Source organism: Hymenobacter rubidus, from assembly GCF_016734815.1.
GTDB lineage: Bacteria > Bacteroidota > Bacteroidia > Cytophagales > Hymenobacteraceae > Hymenobacter > Hymenobacter rubidus.
In genome coordinates, this window is record NZ_JAERQF010000037.1 from 1 (window position 1) to 20,567 (window position 20,567).

At 60.0% G+C, this 20,567-nt stretch carries 16 protein-coding genes; 6 read left to right on the forward strand and 10 right to left on the reverse strand.

Features of this window, described 5'->3' with window-relative positions; all coding sequences use genetic code 11:
• The first annotated feature begins 256 nt into the window (after nt 1-256).
• The 3 genes from JKL48_RS19185 to JKL48_RS19195 are packed head-to-tail and all read left to right on the forward strand — an operon-like array spanning nt 257 to nt 2,840.
• A complete protein-coding gene (locus JKL48_RS19185; RefSeq protein ID WP_201986124.1) occupies nt 257-1,453 on the forward strand; it encodes an acyl-CoA dehydrogenase family protein in 1,197 nt (398 codons plus the stop codon).
• A 26-nt stretch (nt 1,454-1,479) separates the two neighbouring features.
• Nucleotides 1,480-2,238 carry a PIG-L deacetylase family protein gene (locus JKL48_RS19190; protein WP_236668920.1) on the forward strand — a complete coding sequence of 253 codons (759 nt, stop codon included), beginning with the start codon at nt 1,480-1,482 and terminating at the stop codon, nt 2,236-2,238.
• Nucleotides 2,239-2,243: 5 nt separating this feature from the next.
• Nucleotides 2,244-2,840: a class I SAM-dependent DNA methyltransferase gene (locus tag JKL48_RS19195; protein ID WP_201986126.1), complete on the forward strand. Its 597-nt coding sequence runs from the start codon at nt 2,244-2,246 to the stop codon at nt 2,838-2,840.
• On the opposite strand, the gene JKL48_RS19200 is transcribed toward JKL48_RS19195, so the two are convergent.
• The 5 genes from JKL48_RS19200 to JKL48_RS19220 form a co-directional block, all read right to left on the reverse strand.
• Nucleotides 2,788-4,077, reverse strand: coding sequence for a glycosyltransferase (locus JKL48_RS19200; protein WP_201986128.1), 1,290 nt, complete (start codon nt 4,075-4,077; stop codon nt 2,788-2,790). The genes JKL48_RS19195 and JKL48_RS19200 overlap by 53 nt on opposite strands.
• Before the next feature lie 134 nt (nt 4,078-4,211).
• Complete coding sequence (locus tag JKL48_RS19205; RefSeq protein WP_201986135.1) at nt 4,212-5,336, reverse strand: BamA/TamA family outer membrane protein; 1,125 nt, start codon at nt 5,334-5,336, stop codon at nt 4,212-4,214.
• Nucleotides 5,337-5,782: 446 nt separating this feature from the next.
• Nucleotides 5,783-7,021 carry a BamA/TamA family outer membrane protein gene (locus JKL48_RS19210; protein ID WP_201986146.1) on the reverse strand — a complete coding sequence of 413 codons (1,239 nt, stop codon included), beginning with the start codon at nt 7,019-7,021 and terminating at the stop codon, nt 5,783-5,785.
• A gap of 115 nt (nt 7,022-7,136) precedes the next feature.
• Complete coding sequence (locus JKL48_RS19215) at nt 7,137-7,451, reverse strand: (2Fe-2S) ferredoxin domain-containing protein (protein ID WP_201986148.1); 315 nt, start codon at nt 7,449-7,451, stop codon at nt 7,137-7,139.
• Nucleotides 7,452-7,654: 203 nt separating this feature from the next.
• Complete coding sequence (locus JKL48_RS19220) at nt 7,655-8,050, reverse strand: ArsR/SmtB family transcription factor (RefSeq protein ID WP_201986150.1); 396 nt, start codon at nt 8,048-8,050, stop codon at nt 7,655-7,657.
• 100 nt (nt 8,051-8,150) lie between these two features.
• Here JKL48_RS19220 and JKL48_RS19225 point away from each other — a divergent pair, with 100 nt between their 5' ends.
• Entirely contained in the window at nt 8,151-8,843 is a 693-nt protein-coding gene (locus JKL48_RS19225; protein WP_201986160.1) for a carboxypeptidase-like regulatory domain-containing protein, read from the forward strand.
• Nucleotides 8,844-9,084: 241 nt separating this feature from the next.
• The gene (locus JKL48_RS19230; RefSeq protein WP_201986162.1) at nt 9,085-10,458 is read left to right on the forward strand and encodes an NAD(P)/FAD-dependent oxidoreductase; all 1,374 of its coding nucleotides are present in this window, start codon (nt 9,085-9,087) and stop codon (nt 10,456-10,458) included.
• A 248-nt stretch (nt 10,459-10,706) separates the two neighbouring features.
• On the opposite strand, the gene JKL48_RS19235 is transcribed toward JKL48_RS19230, so the two are convergent.
• The 5 genes from JKL48_RS19235 to JKL48_RS19255 form a co-directional block, all read right to left on the reverse strand.
• Entirely contained in the window at nt 10,707-11,996 is a 1,290-nt protein-coding gene (locus JKL48_RS19235) for a M16 family metallopeptidase (protein ID WP_201986164.1), read from the reverse strand.
• A gap of 116 nt (nt 11,997-12,112) precedes the next feature.
• Nucleotides 12,113-13,321, reverse strand: a complete 1,209-nt coding sequence (gene porV, locus JKL48_RS19240; protein WP_317191972.1) for a type IX secretion system outer membrane channel protein PorV — start codon at nt 13,319-13,321, stop codon at nt 12,113-12,115.
• Nucleotides 13,322-13,397: 76 nt separating this feature from the next.
• Nucleotides 13,398-17,450, reverse strand: a complete 4,053-nt coding sequence (gene porU, locus JKL48_RS19245) for a type IX secretion system sortase PorU (protein ID WP_201986182.1) — start codon at nt 17,448-17,450, stop codon at nt 13,398-13,400.
• Nucleotides 17,451-17,597: 147 nt separating this feature from the next.
• Entirely contained in the window at nt 17,598-18,296 is a 699-nt protein-coding gene (locus tag JKL48_RS19250; RefSeq protein WP_201986185.1) for a CDP-alcohol phosphatidyltransferase family protein, read from the reverse strand.
• 110 nt (nt 18,297-18,406) lie between these two features.
• Nucleotides 18,407-19,048 carry an MBL fold metallo-hydrolase gene (locus JKL48_RS19255; protein WP_201986196.1) on the reverse strand — a complete coding sequence of 214 codons (642 nt, stop codon included), beginning with the start codon at nt 19,046-19,048 and terminating at the stop codon, nt 18,407-18,409.
• A gap of 294 nt (nt 19,049-19,342) precedes the next feature.
• On the opposite strand from JKL48_RS19255, the gene JKL48_RS19260 reads away from it, so the two are divergent.
• A complete protein-coding gene (locus tag JKL48_RS19260; RefSeq protein ID WP_201986198.1) occupies nt 19,343-20,431 on the forward strand; it encodes an NAD(P)/FAD-dependent oxidoreductase in 1,089 nt (362 codons plus the stop codon).
• The last annotated feature ends 136 nt before the right edge of the window (nt 20,432-20,567 follow it).

Here is a 20,567-nt window from a genome sequence, read left to right on the forward strand (position 1 = left end):
ACGGCGGGTGCGTTTGGGACTCATGGCGTTGACTAAGATAGCCCGCCTTAACTGTCCAACTATTGGGGAGTACTACAAAGGTCCTTCGCTGCGCTCAGGATGACAACGATTTTGACTTTCTAAACAGCTTCACTTATATCTAATCTCTGAAGCAACACTTAATACCAAGCAACATGCTCTATTGGCTAATATTCTGAACTACTACACATACTAGAGAGTATAGCCTCAGTAGTTGATTCCTTCTGCTGCATTCCTAATGGCTAATAAATTGCCCTACGCTGACTTACCTATTCCTTCCATAGCAACTGCTGAGCCCGCTCCTTTTAACACATTATTACTTACAAAGGCCGAGGCCGAAGCCGCCAAACTAGCGCCGCAGCTGTTCGTCCAAGCCGCGGCCACCGATGTGGCAGGGGGCTTTCCCACGCAGGAATTCGATTGGCTGCGGGCGGCGGGTCTGCTCACGGCGGCCCTGCCGGCCGCGCTGGGCGGCGCCGGGCTCGATACGCCAGCGGCTACGCTGCCGCTGTTGCGGGTGCTTCAGCACATTGGGCGCGGCAACCTGGCGGTGGGCCGCGTGTATGAGGGGCACGTGAATGCTTTGCTGTTGATTCAGCAACTCGCAAGTGCAACCCAACTGATGCGCTACGCGGCCGATGCCCGCGCAGGCCTGCTCTTTGGCGTCTGGAATACCGAAGACCCGGCCGAGGGCGTGCGCCTCGAACCCTTGCCAACCGGCGGCTACCGGCTGCACGGGGCCAAGACCTTTGCCTCCGGAGCGGGCCATTTGGCGCGGCCCCTCATCACCGGGGCCTTGCCCGATGGCCAAGGCTGGCAATTGTTTGTGTTGCCGGCCGACCAGCAGGTTCCGGGGCTGGACCGCTCTTTCTGGCGGCCGCTGGGCATGCGCGCCACGGCCAGCTTCCGAGCCGATTTGACCGGCCTGGAAATTGGACCAGAAGACCTGATTGGCCTGCCCGACGCTTATTACCAGCAGCCGGCGTTTAGCGGCGGGGCCATCCGGTTTGCGACTGTGCAGCTGGGCGGGGCCGAAGCTGTGTTTGAAGAAACCCGGCGTTTCCTGCGCGACCTGGGCCGTACCGACGACCCTTACCAGCGGCAGCGCCTGGGCGAAATGGCCATCCTGCTGGAAAGCGGCCGGCAGTGGGTGCGCGGCGCGGCCGAGCACGCGGCCCGCCCCGAAGCGGCCACGCCCCAGGGCGCCGAAGCCACCGTGGCCTACGCCAACATGATGCGGACGGCCATCGAGAAAATCTGCCTCGACATGCTGCAGCTAGCCGAGCGTAGCGTGGGCGCCCGCGGCCTGCTCCAGCCCCTGCCCTTCGAGCGCCTGCACCGCGACCTGACCCACTACCTGCGCCAGCCCGCTCCGGATGGGACGCTGGCCGACGTGGGCCGTTTTGTACTCGAGGGTAAGAATTTCGTAGGCTAGCAGTTGAACGCCCTAGCTTATTTGCCTTGCCTGAAAACGAACTTCCTTTTGCTGAATATTCTGTGCGGCCGGCCAGCTTCGCTGCCACTCTCGGCCCCACGGTGGTGGTAGCGCCCCACCCCGACGACGAGGCGCTGGGCTGCGGCGGCTTGCTGGCTTTGCTAAGGCAAGCTAACCAGCCAGTGGCCGCGGTGCTCGTCAGCGACGGCACCATGTCGCACCCCAACTCCACCGCTTTTCCGGCTCCGGCGCGGCGCGCAGTGCGGGAAGCCGAATTTCACCACGCCCTCACCATTCTGGGAGCCGCTGCTGCCGCGCCGCTGCTGCTGGGCCTGCCCGATAGTCGGGTTCCGGCCGCAGCTCATGAACCCGGTTTTGCCGAAGCGGTGGGCCGGTTGCGGCAGTTTCTGGAACAGCACCGAGCGGCTACCGTGCTGGTGCCCTGGCGGCGCGACCCACACCCCGACCATCGCGCCACGGCCGCGCTGGTGCAAACGGCATTAGCGGATATGGCGCGCCCGCCACGCCGCCTTGAGTACGTGGTATGGGCCTGGGAGCGCGCTGCTGCTGAGGACCTGCCCACCGCCGAAGATGGCGTGCGCGGCTTCCGGTTAGACATTGGTGATGTAATGACCCAGAAGCGGCGGGCTATTGCGGCGCATCGCTCGCAGGTGGCGCCGGGTGTTTTCGTCGATGACTCCGACGGTTTTTTGTTGTCGGATGAGATGCTCGCGCATTTTGAGCGGCCGTATGAAGTTTTCTTTGAATCAGCCTCCACTACCTGAGTTTCATGAACCAAAACCAGCCCAACACCCTGCCGCCGGAATACTTTGACCACGTATACCAGGCCAACCGTGACCCCTGGGGTTTCGAAACCAGCCCGTATGAGCGGGAGAAATACGCCACTACCCTGGCGGCCCTTCCCCGTCCGCAGTATAGCGAGGCGTTTGAAATTGGTTGCTCGTTGGGGGTGCTGACCGCGCAATTGGCGCCGCGCTGCGGCCACCTGTTGGCGGTGGACGTGAGCGAGGCGGCACTGGCACAAGCTCGAGCGCGCTGCGCCGCCTTGCCCCAGGTTGAAATCAAGCAGCTCCGGGTGCCCGAGGAATTTCCCGACCAATCGTTCGATTTAATTCTGCTCTCGGAAGTGGGCTATTATTGGGCTCCGGCTGATTTAAGTCGGGCTGCCGATTTGCTGATAAACAACCTGGTACCAGGCGGCCAGCTGCTGCTGGTGCACTGGACGCCGCCCGTGCATGACTACCCCCTGACGGGCGACGACGTGCACGAATTTTTCCTCGAAAAAACAGCCGACGATGGCCCACTGCGCCACCTCACCGGGCAACGACACTCCACCTATCGGCTCGACTTGCTGGAGAAGCGCTAGCTCCTTCCTGGCTGAGCGCCAGGGCTGATGCATGCTGTTGAATAAGCGTGGGCAGCAGCAGCAGGGCCTGGGTCAGTGGGATGGGTTCTACTTGGGGCAGCCGGCCATTGTTCATCACCCAGTCCCATAGCTTGCCAAAGGCCGACGCGCGCCGCACGCGTGCCAGCAATACGGCGGCCGGCAGGCCCAGAAGGGTCGCCAGCGCAGGCGACTCTTGCGTGGGGCCGCTAGCCCAATACGTCCGCACCTGGCGGCGCAGTTGCCACAGGGCCGCCAGATGTGCCGGATTGGCCACTTGGGGCTCGCGCCGCTGGTGGCTCATGTGCAGCCATTCGCGGAGCTGCCACGACAGGCCCACTTCTACCCGCCCCTGCCGCCGGGCCGAGGTAAGCACCTGCACTTGCGGGCTGTGGCGCAGGCCCAAATCGTGCCGCCGCAGGGCTTGGCAGAGGGCTTCGTCTTCCAGAAACCGAACCTCGGGCAAGCCCCCAACCTGCCGGTAGGCGCGCGCCGTGAGGGCCAGACTAGCCCCAAAATGCTGGTGGTGGCGCGGCCACGGGTCTACTGGCGCGGGGTCAAGCAAGTCCTCCAGGCGGGCGCAAAGCTGCCGGTAGGCCGCGTCGCGCACCTGAATGCGGCGCAGTGGCAGCAGCGCCGGGCCATTCATTGCCGTGAGAATGCGGCCTCCCACCGCGTCGGCACCGGCCAGGACTTCGGCCTGGATGGCCGCCAGCCACGTAGGAGCCACGCGGGTGTCGGCATCGGTGCTGGCGATGATGCCGGCGGGGCGGCCCACCTGTTCCAGCCGGGCGCAGGCCTCATCCATAAGCAAACGGCGCGCCCGGCCAACGTGGGCCTTGGCAGCGGGCAGGCACAGCTCGGCAGCATGAAGCACGAGGTTCGGAAACTGCCGGGCCTGCTGGCGCACCACGGCGGCGGTGTGGTCGGTGCAATTATTGGCCAGCACAATGACTTCGTAGCTGCCCGCGAGCAAAGGCAGGCCGCGCAGGTCGGTTTGGTTGGCCAGGGCGGCCAGGGTGGCGGGCAGGTTATCTACTTCGTCTTTGGCCGGGATAATGACGCTTATCCGCAACTCGGCACGGGGCGGCGGCAACTGTTGGTGCAGCAGCCGGGCGCAACGTCCCCGGCGCGGCGGAGTCAGTAGTAGTGGCAGTGCCGGAGTGGTAGCAGTGGCCTCGTGGGCAGCGAGGAAGCGGGCGGGCGTAGCGTGGTTCATGAGCCCGGTGTACGCCAAGTGCAGCGAAAGGATAAGGCCCAGCTTTTACTACCGCGGCAAACACCGCTTTAAGGCCAGATAAAATCCATTGTTTATTAAAGCATGCAATCGATAAATGCTTGATTGGCAACAACCTAAAAAGCTTCGCCAATACTGAAATATACGCCCGAAGAACCTCCACGGCCTACACCGTAGTCGAGCCGGGCATTGAGGCGGTCGTGCCGGTTGAACTGGAAGCGAATGCCGCCCCCGCCTGCCACCTTCAGTCCGCCTTCGCCAAATGAATCCAGCGAGTCGCCTACCTGCCCGATACCGCCAAAGACGGCCCCGTTGAGGCGCCAAAACAGGTGGTGACGGACTTCGGCCTGCGCGGCCAACAGCTGCCGGTCGCGGTAACGGCCTTCGTAGTAGCCCCGCAGCTGGCTGGCCCCGCCCAGGTTGGCCAACTCCCGGAACGGCACGTAGCCCCCATGAAACTGCGCCAGCAGCTGTAGAGCCAGGATGGTTCGCTCGGAACGGAACAACGGCTGAAAATGGCGCGCATCGAGTTGGTAGCGGCCGAAGGCATTGTCGCTACCCAGGGCCCCACCATTAAACAGTGCACTTACTTCCAGATAGTTGCCATGAAAGGAACTTAGGATATTGTCGCGGTTATCGTAAAGAAAAGATGGGCCGATACCTGAGCTGACGGTGGTTTGGGTGCGCTCGCGCAACGGCCGGAGTTCGAGGGGGCTAGGGCGGCCATCCTCGGTGCCGGTATTGATGCGCACATCGCTCAGGTTGGTAAGGCGGTACTGCAGCCCGGCAAACAAGTGTGGCACCACCCGGCGTAATACCCGTTGGTTGAAGATGAGCAAGCTGTATTGAATTTTGGAATTATCATCCAAGGCCGTACCGGGACCGAAACCGTAGTAGTTAACCGGAAAGGCATAGTAGTAGCTTAATTCACCGGAGATGATTAACTTTTCGCCAGCCGTGAAGATGTTGTGCGTGAGCTGAATAGCCGACTGCTTTTCGGTGGTGCGGTATAGCAGCAGCCGTGCGTTCGACGGTCGCGTGAGGGTGTCGGCCCCCAACCGGTACACGGGCAGAATGGCCAGCCCGTAACCAAAACCGGTCTCGGGCTGCGAAAACAGGATGGGGAATGGGATAAAGCTCGGTTTATTGGGCGGGCTCGACTTGGGCTGTGGAGCGGGCTCAGGGGTTTGGGCCCCGGCCAAAAAGCTGCTCAGCACAAGGCTGAGGAAGAAGATAGTCACACGCATAAAACAACGCCACCAGCAACGGAGACAGTGACGCCCGCAATCTACAATTATTATTTATATATTATATTTATTTATTCAAATTATTTAACTCAATCAATGAATCAGTTTAGGAAGTCGTTTCTGCCCGGTCCGACGCCCCCGGCGTCCGACCGGTCGCCGCAAGAACGAGACACGTCCGACCGGTAACCGACAACCGATTGGACGTCCAGGGCGTCGGACCGGTTGTCGTTAATCTTCCTGAATAGCTTCATTATCAGCAGCATGAATAGCAACATATGCAGCCCAGGCTTACTTCAGTTGCGTAGTTGCTTGCTGCTTCCTCAGCCCATACACTCAACAGGCTCCCCTGCTAAGCAAGGGAGCCTGTTGAGTGTATGGGCATCAACCAAACGCCAGCCGCTGTCTGGTAATCAGCGAATTTTATTTTGCAGACGACAGCGCTAGAATGCTTCCCCAATGGCAAAGAGGATGCCCGGCGCGCTGCCTGTACCGCCAGCGTAGTCGAGGCGCAGGTTTACCCGGTCGCGCCGGATGAAGTTGAAGCGGATGCCCGCGCCGCCCGCGTACTTAGTATCGTTCAGGCTGAACTTGTCGATGTACTGGTTCACGTTGCCGACGCCGCCAAAAATGGCTCCGTCGATGCGCCAGAACAGCTTCTGCCGAATTTCGGCCTGGAACATTATCATCTGCCGGTCGCGGAAGCGCTGCTCGTAGATGCCGCGCAACAGGTTGGCGTTGTTGTAGAGCGTACCGCCCAGGTTGGCGCCCAAGCCCGCCAGTTCGCGGAACGGCACGTCGCCGGTATGGAACTGCCCGAGGAACTGCGCCGCCAGAATAGTCCGTTCGGAACCAAGCGGTTGGAAGTGGCGGGCATCGAGCTGGTAGCGCACAAACCGATAATCGGACCCCAGCCCCGTGCCATTGAACGTGGCCCCGAAGTCCAGCAAATTACCGTGGAAAGCCGCCAGCGGCACATCACGCGTGTCGTAGGTGACGACCGGGCCCAGGCCCGAAATCTGGGTATTCTGCCGCTCGCGGGCCGTCATGCGCCCTTCGTTGTAGAAGATGCTGGGGGTTTTGTTATCGGTAGCGGTGGCCGGGCCGTGCACGTCCGTGATTTTGGTGAAGCGGTACTGCGCGCCAAAAAACAGCTTAGGTGCAATCTGTTTCTGAATCCGCTGGTTGATAATGAATAGCTTGTAGTCGGTTTCCGACTCATTGGCGCTGGCAGTCCCGGCCCCTTTGCCGTAGTAATACAGCAGAATATCGTAGGCGCTGATTTCGCCATTCAGGTAGAATTTCTCGCCGGGCGTGTACACCGAATGCACCAGCTGAATCAGCGACTGACCTTCCGTAGTGGTCCAGTACTGCAGGCGGGCATTGGATGGGCGCGTAAGGGTATCCGACGAGAAGCGGCCACTCAACAGCGCCCCCAGGCCGTAGCCCAGGCCCGTTTCGGCCTGGTAAAACAACACCGGGATGGGCAGCAGCGTGAGTGTTTTATTCTTTCCCAGCTGGCCAAATGACTTGGGGCCACTCGCCGCCATTCGGGCCGACAGCGGCGCCAAGCCAGCACCGGCGCCAGGCGTATTGGAAACAGAATCGGGGGGGGCCGCCGGGAGAGCAGCCGCCGAAGAGGCCAGCCCCATCAGAAGCAGGGCCGCGAGAGAAAAACGCATGGGAGCGGGTGTGAAAGACAGATGAATTACCCTATCAACGGATTATGCCGCGTCACGGTTGGCACGGGCAGAAAAGCCCACGCTTTTAGGCAGCCCACGCCACAGCGCGGCAGCGCTACTCGTCAATGGCAAGGCGCTTTACCACTCGCCCACGGCCGAGGTGCTCGGCCACCAGTTCGGGCGCGTCGGCGGGGCGCACGTTGCCATACACGGTGCCTTCCGGATACACAATGAGGGCCGCTCCAGGGCCTTTTTTGCACTGCTTGCACAGGTCGAGGCAGTTGCAGGTTTGCACGCGCACCCGCTGCCGCTCGCCCCCACTTAGCAGCTTCTTTAGCCCCTGATATTTCAGCTCTTTTTTCAGGGCTTTGGCCACGTCCTCGCCCACGCCGGACTTCTGATTGGTACACACGAAAAGGCGGCGGGTCATGGGCAAAAGGGTATGAGGGTATTCTTGCTCAACTAAAAACGGTCATGCTGAGCGCAGTCGAAGCATCTCGCGTGCAGGAGTAATCAATGCCATTGCAACGAAGCGGTGGAGATGCTTCGACTGCGCTCAGCAGGACGGGCTGGTTGTGGTTTACTCAAAAATCTTCCAGAACCGCGAACAGCATTCGCCATCCCTGCTAATACTTACCCTCCAGCGCCGCCGTGCCAGTGCCGGTTTTGCAGCTTATACGCGGCCAGCTCGCGGTTCGACCACAGGGTTTGGTACACCTGCTGGTCGCGGAGCAGCTGGGGGTCTTTTTCCATGAATGTCAGCAGCTCCTGTACCAGCTCGGCCTTTTCTTCTTTCAGGAAGTAGTACATCCAGTTATCGAGCCGGCGCATGTTCACCAAACCTGCATTCTTCAAGTACGATAATTGCCGGCTGGTTTTGGTTTGGGTGAAATCCAGCACTTGTTCGAGGTCGGCCACCACCATTTCCTTGTTGCGCCACAGCAAATGCAGGATGCGCACCCGGCTTTCATCGCCTAATGATTTAAAAAGTTGCTGCCCAAAAGCAACCGTGAAATGTTTCAAGCGCATCTGCTGTCTGGGAAGGGCGGATGTCCTTCGTTCCTTTCCGCCCAAAGTTACTATCGGCCCCGAACCCGGCGCCGTATATTTGTCTTTCCGCCCTCTGAACATGCCTGATTCCTTGCGCCTTCCCCGCTTCTTTTCTTTTTTCGTCGTGGCCCTGTTGGGCACGCTGCTGCTGGCGGCCCCGGCGGCGCACGCCCAGGGCAAGCGCAAAATCATTCAGTTTACGGGCATTGTGGCCACCGGCGACAGCCTGCTTGGCGTGCCGGGTGCTACCGTCTACGTGCCCAAGGCCGGGCGCGGCACCACGTCCAACGCCTACGGCTATTTCTCGATGGCCGTGCTGGCCGGCGACAGCATCGTGATTCGCTCGCTGGGCTACGCCAACCAAACCATTGTCATTCCCAAGGATTTTCAGCGGCTGAGCTACTCCGTTATCGTGCAGCTGAAGGAAGACGCCACGGTGCTGCCCGAGGTACGCGTGTTTCCCTACACCACCGAGCGCGACTTCAAAAAGGCGTTTCTGGCCCTGCGCCTGCCCACCGAGCGCGGCAGCGCGGCAGCCGACAACCTGAACCAGGAGCTCATGAACAAGATTTTCCGCACCCAGCCCATGGGCGCGGTGGCCAACTTCCGCCAAACCATGAGCAACCAGCAGTACAACCAGGACGTGCGCGCCGGCTTCGGCCCCAGCACCTACGCCAACAACCCGCTGCTCAACCCCTTCAGCTGGCTGCAGCTGATTCAGCAGGTGAAAAAAGGTGAGTTCAAAAAGAAGGCTAGCAACGACGATTACTAGCGCCAGCTTTTAGCAACGGAACGGCCAGAGCGGAAATCAGGCCGTCATGCAGAGCGCAGCGAAGCATCTCGCGTGTGGTAGTAAGTCAATCGTCAGAGATGAAAGGAAGCACGCGAGATGCTTCGCTGCGCTCTGCATGACGTTGTTTTATTTGTGCTGATAGCAGCAGCCGGTGCCAGCTCCACCATAACCTCAAGGCCATATTTTGGGTTAAGTACTGGTTTGACCCTTGCTTAATTCTATGGATACCAATCTTCCGGTTTCGGATAAACCCCGTGTGGTCATCATTGGCTGCGGCTTCGGCGGCCTGCGTTTGGCGAAGGCCCTGCGCCATGCGCCGGTGCAGGTAGTGGTGATTGACCGCAACAACTACCACAATTTTCAGCCGCTGCTGTATCAGGTAGCCACCGGCGCCCTCGAAGCCGATAGCATTGCCTACCCCATCCGGAAAATTTTTGCGGGCCAGCAAAATTTCTTCTACCGCATGGCCGACGTGCAGCGAGTGGAGCCAAGCACCAACACGGTGGTAACCAGCGTAGGCGACATTCGCTACGATTACCTGGTGCTGGCCACCGGCTCGCTCACCAATTTCTTTGGGCTGGAAAGCATCGAGCGCAACGCCATGCAGATAAAGAGCATCCCGAATGCACTGAACCTGCGAAGCTTCATCTTTCAGAATTTTGAAAAAGCGCTGCTCACCGAAGACCCGGCCGAGAAGCAGGCCCTGCTCAACATTGTGGTGGTAGGCGGCGGCCCTACGGGTGTGGAAATCAGCGGCTCGCTGGCCGAAATGCGCAAACACGTGCTGCCCAAAGACTACCCGGAGCTGGATTTGCGGCACATGCAGATTTTTCTGGTTGAGGCCGGCCCGGCGCTGCTGGGGCCCATGTCGCCCAAGTCGCAGGCCGATGCCAAGCGGTACATGGACGATTTGGGCGTGCTGGTACACCTCAACACGTCCATCAAACGCTACGAGGGCGGCAAAGCTTATTTTTCGGATACGGATTTCATCCCCACCGAAAACCTGGTGTGGGCCGCTGGCGTGAACGGCGCCGAGGTGCCCGGCCTGCCCACCGAAGTAGTGACCCGCAACAAGCGCATCAACGTGAACCGGTGGAACCAGGTGCAGGGCCTGACCAACGTGTTTGCCATTGGCGACGTGGCCAACATGGTGACCGAGGACATGCCCCGCGGCCTGCCCATGCTGGCTCCCGTGGCCCAGCAGCACGCCGACCTACTGGCCGAAAACCTCCAGCGCCTACTGCGCAACGAAACACCCAAAGACTTTGTGTATAACAACAAAGGCTCGATGGCTATTGTGAGCCGCAACAAAGCCGTGGTGGACCTGCCGCGCGACGTGCACTTCAACGGCTTCTTCGGCTGGCTCACCTGGCTGTTTGTGCACCTGATGACGCTGGTGGGATTCCGCAACAAGGTGGTGGCCTTCGTGGACTGGGCCTTCAGCTACTTCAGCTCCGACCAGGCCCTGCGCCTCATCATCCGGCCCTTCAGCCGCCGCGATGTGAAGGACGACCAGGGCAAGAAAAGCGCCGAGCACCGCACCGCTACGGCCGAGTATAATCCGACGCCGCCGGCTATTCAGGCGCCGGCGTAGGGTTTTTGTGGACGGCTAGCAGGAAAAGGCTTCAAAACGGTCATGCTGAGCGGAGTCGAAGCATCTCTACCGCAGGAGTAATCCAATCGAGAGGATTTAAGTAGTCAAGCAAAAGTAGACGGACAGTAAAAAGAACGTCCTGCTGAGCGGAGTCGAAGCATCTCTACCGCGTAGGTAATTTGATTTACTCTGGCGGTAGAGATGCTTCGACTCCGCTCAGCAGGACGTTCATTTCAACCGAAAAAGCACTACTCCCCTACCGGCCCTGCAATTACAATGTGCAAGTCCTCCGGCGCGAAATAGTGTTGCGCCAGTTCGCGTAGCGTCTCGGCGTCTACGGCCTCGGTTTGCTGCACAAATTGGGTGTAATAATCGGCGGGCAGGCCCAGGAAAATCAGGTTTTTGTACTTGTCGCACTGCTCGAATACAGTGGAAAGCTCATTGGCAAACTTGCCTAGAATGTAGTTTTTCACCGTTTCCAACTCTTCGGCCGGAATCAGCTCTTCCTGCAAGCGGCGCAGCTCTAGCTGAATTTCGCTCACGGCAAAGTCGGCACTTTCGCCCTTCACATCGGTTCCGATGACGAGCGAGGTACCGAACTCCCGCGGGGCTACGCTGGCGTAGATACCGTAAGTCAATCCCTTGTCTTCCCGGATGTTGCGCATCAGGCGCGAACCGAAATAGCCCCCAAACACATTCACCAGCAGCTTCAGTCGATGGGTATCGGGGTGGGTGGGCGCCGGCCAGCGGCGGCCCATTCGAATGGACGATTGCAGGCTACCAGCCACCGGCACCCGGTCGGTAGCCAACACCACTGGTTGAGCCAGCGCTACCGTGGCCGGTGAGGCGGACGCGCCGGCACCGGTCGCCGACGGGTGGCCAAAGGCAGCGGCTACCAATTCTCGCTCGGCCGCCACGTCGCCGCACAGAAATATTTCGGCGTTGCCAAACGAGTAAGTGGCTTGGTGAAAGGCCTGGGCTTCGGCCGCCGTCAGGGCTTGGTAGGCGTCGGCATCGAAGGGACGACCGTAAGGCGTTTCGGCCCCAAAAATAATTTCGTTGAACCGCTCCGTGGCCAGAAAGCTGGTTTTGCGGCGCTCCACCCGCACATTCTGGATGGTGCGGGTTTTGAGCTGGTCCAGCTCGGCGGCCGGGAAGGCGGGGTTGCGCAGCACATCCACCACCAGCGGCAGCAGCGTAGGCAGGTGCCGGCTGAGGCAATAGAGCGTGAGCGTGGAGCGGTCGAAACCAGCGTCGCACTCCAGCGAGGCGCCGTAGAAGGCCACTTCGTCGGCAATCTGGCGAGCGGTGCGGGTGGTGGTGCCCTCCAGCAGCATGCGGGCCGTGAGGGTGGCCAAGCCGGGGCGGGGCTCTGCCACTTTGCCGGCCCGAAATACGACCTGAAGGCGCACCACGGGCTGGGCATCGTTGGCCAGCACATGGAGCCGGGCGCCACTATCCAACGAGACAACATCAACTGCGGGCAACGCAACGCGGGCCAGCGGCTTAACGGGAGGGGCTATGGTACGGTCGAGCATTTTTTGCTTAATAAGGAGCAGTGAAACGGTGGGATATGCAGAACGTCATGCCGAAAGCAGCCGGGGCTGCTCTCAGCATGACGTTCATTTACGTCGGGGGCTGGCGCCGACGGAATTTAGTTTGTGGGCGAGCCACTGGTGCCGCCAGCGCCGTTCTGGTCGAAGGCTTCGTCGAGCTTGTTCAGGTTGAAGTGCAGCGACACCCGAATGGTTTGAGCCAGGGGGTTTGCCTGATTGTTTTGGCCGGTGGGCACTAGGTAGGTTCCATCGATGCCAAATACCTGGTAGCGCACGCCCAGGCCCAGGCTTAGGTATTGACGGGCGCCTTTGTCGGGCGCTTCGTAGAAATAGCCGCCGCGGGCATACAGCAGGTCGTTGTAGTTGTATTCGAGGCCAGTGGAGAGGTTGATTTCGCGCAGTTCTTCCTTGAACCCGCCGGGCGCGTCGCTGAACGAATTGAACATGGCGCTGACAATGGGCTGGTTGGCCCGGTCGGCATTTTCCTGTTTGATGCGGGCTACCTGCACGGGGTCGGCAGCGTTGTACGGCGTTTCGTAGTAGGGCGAGGGCACCAGCAGCTTGGTGGCGTCAAATACCAGCGAAATTTTATTGTACTGGTCGATTTCGCGCGTGATGGCCGTGCCCAGCTTCAGCGAGGTAGGCAGGAAGCTGGGGTTCTCGATGTCGTTGTAGGTAATCTTGTTACCGATGTTGGAAATCGAAGCGCCAAAAGCCAGGTTGTACAGGCCCGTGCCAATGGTGGCATCTTTGGCGTAGTAGGCCCCCAAGTCGACAGCCGCCGCGTTGCCGGGGCGGGCGTCGTTGCCGCTGGCGGTGCCCGTCAGGTTGGAGCGGATGTAGCGGGCCGAAGCCCCCACCCCAAAGTTATCGGTCAACTGAATGCCGTAGGACACCGAAACGGCGTATTCCTTGGGGTTAAAAGAGCCCTGGGGAATATTCTGGCCGTTGCGGTAGTCAATGGTGCCCAAATCAAAATACATCAGCGAAGCCCCGAAGGCGGAGCGCTGCCCCACCTTGCCGTAGCCCGAGAGGTACGACAGGCTCATGTCGTCGGTAATGTTGCGCAGCCAGGGCGAGTACGACAGCGAGGCCCCGTACTTGTACTGCTCGAAGCCCAGCTTGCCTGGGTTGAAGTAGGCCGCGTTGGCGTCGGGCGAGGTAGCCACGCCCGCTTCTCCCAGGGCCGAGGCCCGCGAATCGGGGCTCAGCGTGAGAATGGGCACGGCCGTGGTAATCACGGTTTGTTGGTTAGTCTGAGCCTGGGCCGCGGCCGAAGCGGCCAGCAAGCTGGCGACCAGTGCCACGCGTGAACTTGAAAAGAGAGGCTGCATAAAGGGGATAAGGGAGGCCATGCGCGGCCCGGGCGCAAAGAAAAGCGGATTAATTGAGGATAACGAGTTTTTCGTACTTCGAAGCCACCGTGCCGTGCAGCTGCGAGCGCACACTCAGGCGGTACACATACACCCCACGGGCCAGCTGGCCGTCGAAGTCGTCGCGGCCGTTCCAGGTAATGCTTTTCTGGTGCGACTCACTGTTCGATACCACCGCACTGAGGGTACGCACCAGGTGGCCGGCAACGGTAAAAATCTGCACCTGCACGTCCAGGTTGTCGGCTTCGCCGCCGGCCTGGTTGTGGTCAAACAGAAACGTAGTGGAGTTGGCAAACGGATTGGGATAATTCAGGACATGCGAGAGAGCGAGCTTTTCGTTCTGGGCCACCACAAACTCAATGTCCTTTTCAGCCGAGTTGTTGTAGGTATCCCAGGCTTTGAGCGTGAGCGAGTGCGGCCCGGTTGCCAAGTCCTTGAACAGGTTGTTGACGCGACCGGAGCGGAAATCCCCAACGCTCGATACGTAGCTGTCGTTCAGCACGACGATTTTATTGGGGTCGTGGTCGAGCACCGCCGTGATGTCGTGCCCAATGCCGGCCCCCGTGGTGTTGATGCCGCTGGAGTCGCTCAGCTGCGCCAGCAGCGTCGTCGTCTGGGCAGTTAGCCCCCCAAAAACAAACGATTCGCTGTCCATGAACAGCTTGATGTCGGGCGGGGTGTTGTCAACTGGGAAGTTGCGCGCCGCGCCGCCTACGCGCATCTGCTGGTAGCCGTTGGCGTCGACCGCGTGGGAGGCATCGTAGGCATACATGCTGATTTTACCAAGGTCTGTTTTGTAGTTGATGTCCTTGGGCACCACAAACTCTACGCTGAACTGCCCATTCACCACATTGGCCTGCCCGCCATACACCACGCTTTCCTGCACCGAAATGGGAATGGGGGTATCCGCGGGTTCGTTGCCCAAGGTCATTACCGAAGTCGGCTTGTCATAAATTGTGACTTGAGCACGGCCCGTAAACGAACTGTTGAGCGCGCCGTTGTTCGTCAGGTGGCCTTTCAGGCGGATGCGCGCCAGCGCCTGAATGGTATCGGCCACTGCCCATGCCTTATTTACCCGGCGGCGGATGCTATCCAGCACCACCGTTTGCTTGGGGTAGGCCAACGTCATGGTGGGGTCGGCCAGCAAGGTATAGCTGCGGTTGTTGATGCCCCCACCCGGGAAATCATTTTTGGTTTTTACCACCACCGTGCCAATGTTCGGCATCTGCCCGTTGAGGGGCTGCAGCACGCGGGGAAAATAATACTGCATGAGCTGCGAGTTACTGCCGGCTTCGACCACGCGAACCGTGGTAAACAGACCAATGGCACCGCCCGCGGTATTATCGGTCAGCAGCTGCTCGCCGGCCGAAAGAAAATCGGGGTTATCATAAGCAGCGAAATCGCAGGTACCCGTGACGAAAAACGCCAGATTATTGGGATTATGCATGGCCTGCACCGAAGCATTGGTCAGAATTTGCTCATCCGTCCAGCCTTTAGGCCCTCCGTGGCCCAGATAATGCACAATCAGCGAGCCCTGTTCGACCGACTGGTCGATGGCGTGGCTGGCTTCGGGCGAACGTTGGCCTGCCGCCACAGACAGTTGTGGATACAGGTCCAGGTACACCTTGTGCACGTTGTAGACCGGTGCTGTGTTCTGAATAATGCCGGCCATTTTATCGGAGCCGAGAGTATTATCTACGAAGAGGTTGCCATTGCCGTCATCGGCCACCAGCGTAATACGGTTGCGCCATTTGCCGTAAGAAGCCGTCGCGTCGTAGCCAATAATCTTATCCACTACCTGCCGCGCTTGCTCTGCATTGGTTTTCTCGCCCTTATCCATGCGTACCGGCAGGCGGCCTACGCCTGCATCAAGGAGTTCGGTACCAGGGATTAGCTCATTCCACTCGCCCTCGTTGTCGTCGAGCAGCACGTAATAATCATCCGAAGAATAAGTAGACTGACCGAATGCCCCGCCCCCGCCAACGAATGGTGACAGTGACTCCCTCGACTCATACGTAGGGACGTAGTTTTGATTGAATGCGTCAAAATCGGCGTCGTTCTTAAAGGGAGTACGCTCTTTTTTAAACCAATCCGGTTCAAATGCCTGGTCATTATAAACGTCGGACTTGTAGTCAAACGAGGCATCGCCGAAGAGCAGCAACTGCATTTGCCGGCCGGCTGGGGCAAGGTCATAGAGCTGCTTCATGAGGTCGCGAATGGCCGTCACGTCCTGTCCACCGGAACCGTACTCGTTGTATACCTGTGACGTAGTCACTACTGCCACGCGCAGGTTGTCGTGGGTAGTGCGGTAGTTGCCCAGCCGCACAGCCTGCGCATAGAAGGCCGGGTGCGTCACGATGAGCAAATCGATTAACGAATTGGGGTTCTGGTTGAGCGCATGCAGGTCCTGGTTTGGCAGCTTGGCCTTGCTGAACGGGCGAGGCGTGGCGAACGTGCCACTGGGTTGCAGGGCCACAAATTCGCGCAACGTATCGGCCGGGGCTACAAAAGCAGAATTGACAAGGGGACGAGCCACCGGATGACGCGGATTGGTAACATCCCACACCACCATACCCGCCGGGGCGCTGTTCACCACATAATTGACCGTGCCCGTTGGTACTACCGGGGTCGCCTTGCGAAACGACAGCTGCGAACCGCTGAGCTTGATTAGGCGCTCGGCATTAATGTCTACAAAGTCCAGGTAGCCACTGGCATTGCCATCGGGACTGTTGTACGTGATGCCGACCGTGAGTTCAGTACCCAGAGAAGAGGGGGTCACCTGCCTCACCACGGTGCTGCTCGGCACAATGACGTAACTACTATTGGTCAGGCCTACCGAGAAGAGGGCGCTGAAATCCCCTGGGTATCGCTCGTCCATATCCTGTGTTCCCAGCGGCGTGTTGTTAAGCGTCAGCTGGAAATTGCTAGGGGTGGCCGAGCCAGCCACCAGCGACGTGACCACGCGCACCGGCGAGCCGGCCACCAAATCGGAAATGTTACTGAATTTTATGTCCTTTTGCCCGCCTACCCGGAAGCCTTCGCCCACCCAGTTGCGGCCGGAGTGCATAAGGTTCAGGAGGTCGTGCTCGTAAAAGTCGCGGTAAGTAAAAGTGGTGACCGTAGGAGTGGCGCTGGAGGCAGTGAGGGCCGGCGCAGTGGGCACTCGCAGGCCCGGCGTGCTGTTCACGGTCACGAAGTAGTAGGCAGTGTCGGTATAGATATTACTGCGGTGCTTGAACATTTCGCCCTGCTTTTCCCAGGTATGGGCGCCGGGCGAGTAGAACAGGAAATATTCGTTGTCATCCAGCACGTTGTCTCTGTTGTTATCGACAAACATGATGTGATTTTCCACCAAGTCATCGGGGCGCCAGGTGGCGTTGGGCTGGGGCAGGATGCCGGTGCCATTGCCGTAGATGTGCAGGTTGTTGGGATTTACCGTTTGGGTGAGTCCCATCTTAGCCAGCGTGGCCTTGTCGAGCTTATAGATTACATCTTTGTTACCGGTTTCGCTGGGGGCTACGCCCATCTTGTACCAGTCGCCGGTACGCAGCACGGAGTGGTCGGCATGCGAGCGCACGCCGGCCATCCCCCGCGCCGCAGTGGGAGCGTTATCAATCAGATAATTATAATCGAACGAGACCAGCCGCTCAGGCTGCCCGGTTTGAGGGCTGAGGCGTACCGGCCGCAGGGTAACGTAGCTAATGACCCGCTTCATTTCCAGGCCCGTCACGAGTCTCACCTCCGGCCCGGCAGGCAGCTTGCCAGCGGTATAGAGTCGGGCGTCGGCCGCCGAAAAGGGCTCGTACACCAAGTTGGCCAGCTGGCCCTGCTGCACCGATGCATCTACCCGCAGGCTGAACCAGCCCACTTGGTCATCCAGGCCCAGCTGGGCTCCTTGATACACGGGTACTTTCTGCTTGCGGACGGCGCGGGAAGGCACTTCGGCATAGCCACCCCAAACAATTTTGCCGTGGGCAACGGCCGTGCCACCCGACTGGGCCCGTGCCGGCCCAACGGCTGCTAATAGTCCCGCAAGTGCAACAAAGAGGAAAAAAGAGCGCATACTTGTTGATTTTTGAAACCCGTCTTTGCTGTGCGAAACTCTCAGGGAGATGGCCCCGCAACAGTGCTGCCGGTTATCAGGTTCATCCGGTAGTGGCTTCTTAACAACCAAATACTCCATTTATTGTAGTCACTGTACCAAAGTTGGTTACCGGGCCGCGGTCTTGGGTACCGACAGCAGCACGTAAAGCAGCACAACCAACGGAACAGCGGCGGCCCGCAGCCCTAGCAATAATCCTGCCGCCAGCAGCAAAAACAGAAACCGACGCCGGTTATCGGCCCACCGCAGGGTCTTAAACTTGAGGGCAAACAGCGGCAGCTCAGCCACCAACAAGCCCGAAAGCAGCACCGTGAGCCCCAACAAGACAAGGGGATTGAGGATAACGCTGCTGAGGCTAAAATGGTCGTTGGCCAGAATGAGCGGCAGCGAGGCCACAACCAGCGTGCACGCCGGCGTGGGAAGGCCAATAAAGGAAGTAGTCTGCCGGGTATCGTTGTTGAATTTGGCCAGCCGCAGGGCCGAAAAAATGCTGACGAGGAATCCGAAGTAAGGTAGCCACTGCCAGTTCCCGGTAGCAAGGGCCTCGTTGGTGGTCAATAACTTAAAGATAATAGCCCCCGGCACCACGCCGAACGATACCATGTCGGCCAGCGAATCCAGGTCCTTGCCAATGGCTGAGGAAACGCGCAGAGCCCTGGCCAGCAGGCCATCGGCAAAGTCGGCGGCGGCAGCGGCGGCTACCAGCCAGGCACCGGCTTCCAGCCGTCCGGCAAAAATATTGGTCAGCGCCAGGCAGCCGCATAATAAGTTAAGGCAGGTGACGGCGTTGGGCAGGTGTCTTTTCAAAGGTCAGTGAGCAGTGAGCAGTGAGCAGTGAGCAGTGAGCAATTAACGGTGAGCAAAGATGCAGCGATGCTAAACAGCATTGCCAACTGCTCACTGTTAGCTGTTCACTGTTAATTGAGAAAAGGGTTGGCGCGGCGTTCCGCCCCGATGGTGGTGGCGGGGCCGTGGCCGGGATATACGGTGGTGGCGTCGGGCAGCGTCAGCAGCTCGGTTTCGATGCTGTGAATCAGGGTGGCGTGGTCGCCGCCGGGCAGGTCGGTGCGCCCAATGCTGCGCTGAAACAGCACGTCGCCGCCAATGACGGTAGCCGTGGGCGCGTGGTAGAACACGACGTGGCCGGGCGCGTGGCCGGGCGTGAAGCGCACTTCCAGCTCGGTTTCGCCAAAGCGCACGGGCTGGCCGGCCACCAGCTCACCGGTGGGTTCGGCGGGCTGATACTGCGGAAAGCCGTAGTTGGCGGCGTAGGTGGGCACGGCACGCAGCGTGGCCAAGTCGAGCCGGTGCAGCAAAAACGGCGTGCCGGGCCAGGTGCTCAGCACAAACTGATTGCCGAGCACGTGGTCGATGTGCGCGTGCGTATTCAACAGCAGCGCTACCTGCAGCTTATTGCCGTCGATGTATTGCCGGAGGGCTTGCTGCTCGGCCGGGGCGTAGCAGCCGGGGTCTACGATGGCACACTGCCGCGTGGCGTCGTCAATCAACAGGTAGGTATTTTCGGAAAAAGCGTTGAAGGTGAATTCGGCGACGGTCATGACAAAACAGCGGGTCTGAGCAATGCGGAAAGGTACGACGCTGCGCTGAACGCCACGCTTAAAGAGCAATGAGCAATGAGCAATGAGCAATGAGCAATGAGCAATGAGCAATGAGCAATGAGCAAAAGGAATGTCATGCTGAGCGTAGTCGAAGCATCTCTCCCGCAATAGTGACTCAATTGATTGGATTACTCTTCCAAACGAGATGCTTCGGCTTCGCCTCTGCATGACGGGTCATTGCTCATTCTTCATTGCCAATCCCTCATTAAGCGCAGCGTTACTACCTTGCCGGCCATGACGGACTGTGACTTTCTGGTGGTAGGCCACGGCATTGCGGGCGCCACATTGGCCTATGCATTGCGCCAGCGTGGCGCCCAAGTCCTAGTCTATGACCCCGGCATGGCCAACTCCGCTTCAAACGTGGCAGCCGGCCTGATGAACCCCGTGGCCGGCAAACGCTTCGCCCTAAGCTGGCGCGCGGCCGAGCTACTGCCCTCGGCCGCCACGTTCTACCGGGAACTGGGCCAGCGCTACGGCCAGCCGTTTTTCACCGAAACGCCCATTTTTAAGCTGTTTGGCTCGCTCGAAGAGCAAAACGCCCTCCTGGCCCGCAGCGCCGACCAGCCCTGGGGCGGCTTCGTAGCGGCTCTGGCCACCACCGACCCAGGCCTGCCGGGCGTGCAGGCGCCGTTTGGCGGCGCGTGGCTGCAAGGCGGTGGGCATGTGGCGGTGCGCGAGCTGCTGGCGGCGCTGGCGGCCGAAGGCACCCGCGCCGGCTGGCTCCGCCGCGAAACTTTTAACTGGGCCGCACTCGTTACCGACTCCGCCGGAGCGACTTACGCGGGGCAGGTGCGGGCGCGCCACGTCATCTGCTGCGAGGGGGCGGCGGCCGTGCGCAATCCGTATTTCAATTGGCTGCCGCTCACGCCTAACCAGGGCGAAGTACTGGACGTGGAATGCGGTGGCCTCAGCGCAGCGCAGGTACTCAATCGGGGTGCCTATGTAGTGCCGGTGGGCGCAAACCGGTTTCGCGTGGGGGCTACGTACCGGTGGCCGCCATTTGCCGAAGGCCCTACCGCTGTGGGGCAGGAGGAACTGGCCGCCCGCCTGTCGGTCATCACCGACCTGCCTTTTGCCGTGCTCGAGCAGCGGGCCGGCGTGCGGCCCACCGTGCGCGACCGCCGGCCGCTGCTGGGGCCGCACCCCACGGTACCGTCGTTAAGCTTTTGCGGCGGCTACGGCTCCAAGGGCGTGATGCTGGCTCCCCGGCTGGCCGTCCTGCTGGCCGACTGGCTGCTGAACGGCACCGAAATCTGGCCCGAAGCCAGCGTGCAACGCTACCGGGCGTTGTGGCCGGACCAGGCAGCCCGCCCAGCCCGCTAAGTGGCGGCCACAGGCCTGGTTTTTTGTTCCCCTCACCGTTACCCGCAACTTCACAACAATTTCACGTTAATTGCCTTTACTTCAGTGGCCCTTACCTGCGCGGCGCGGCGGACTGAAATCTGGCAGCACCCACATT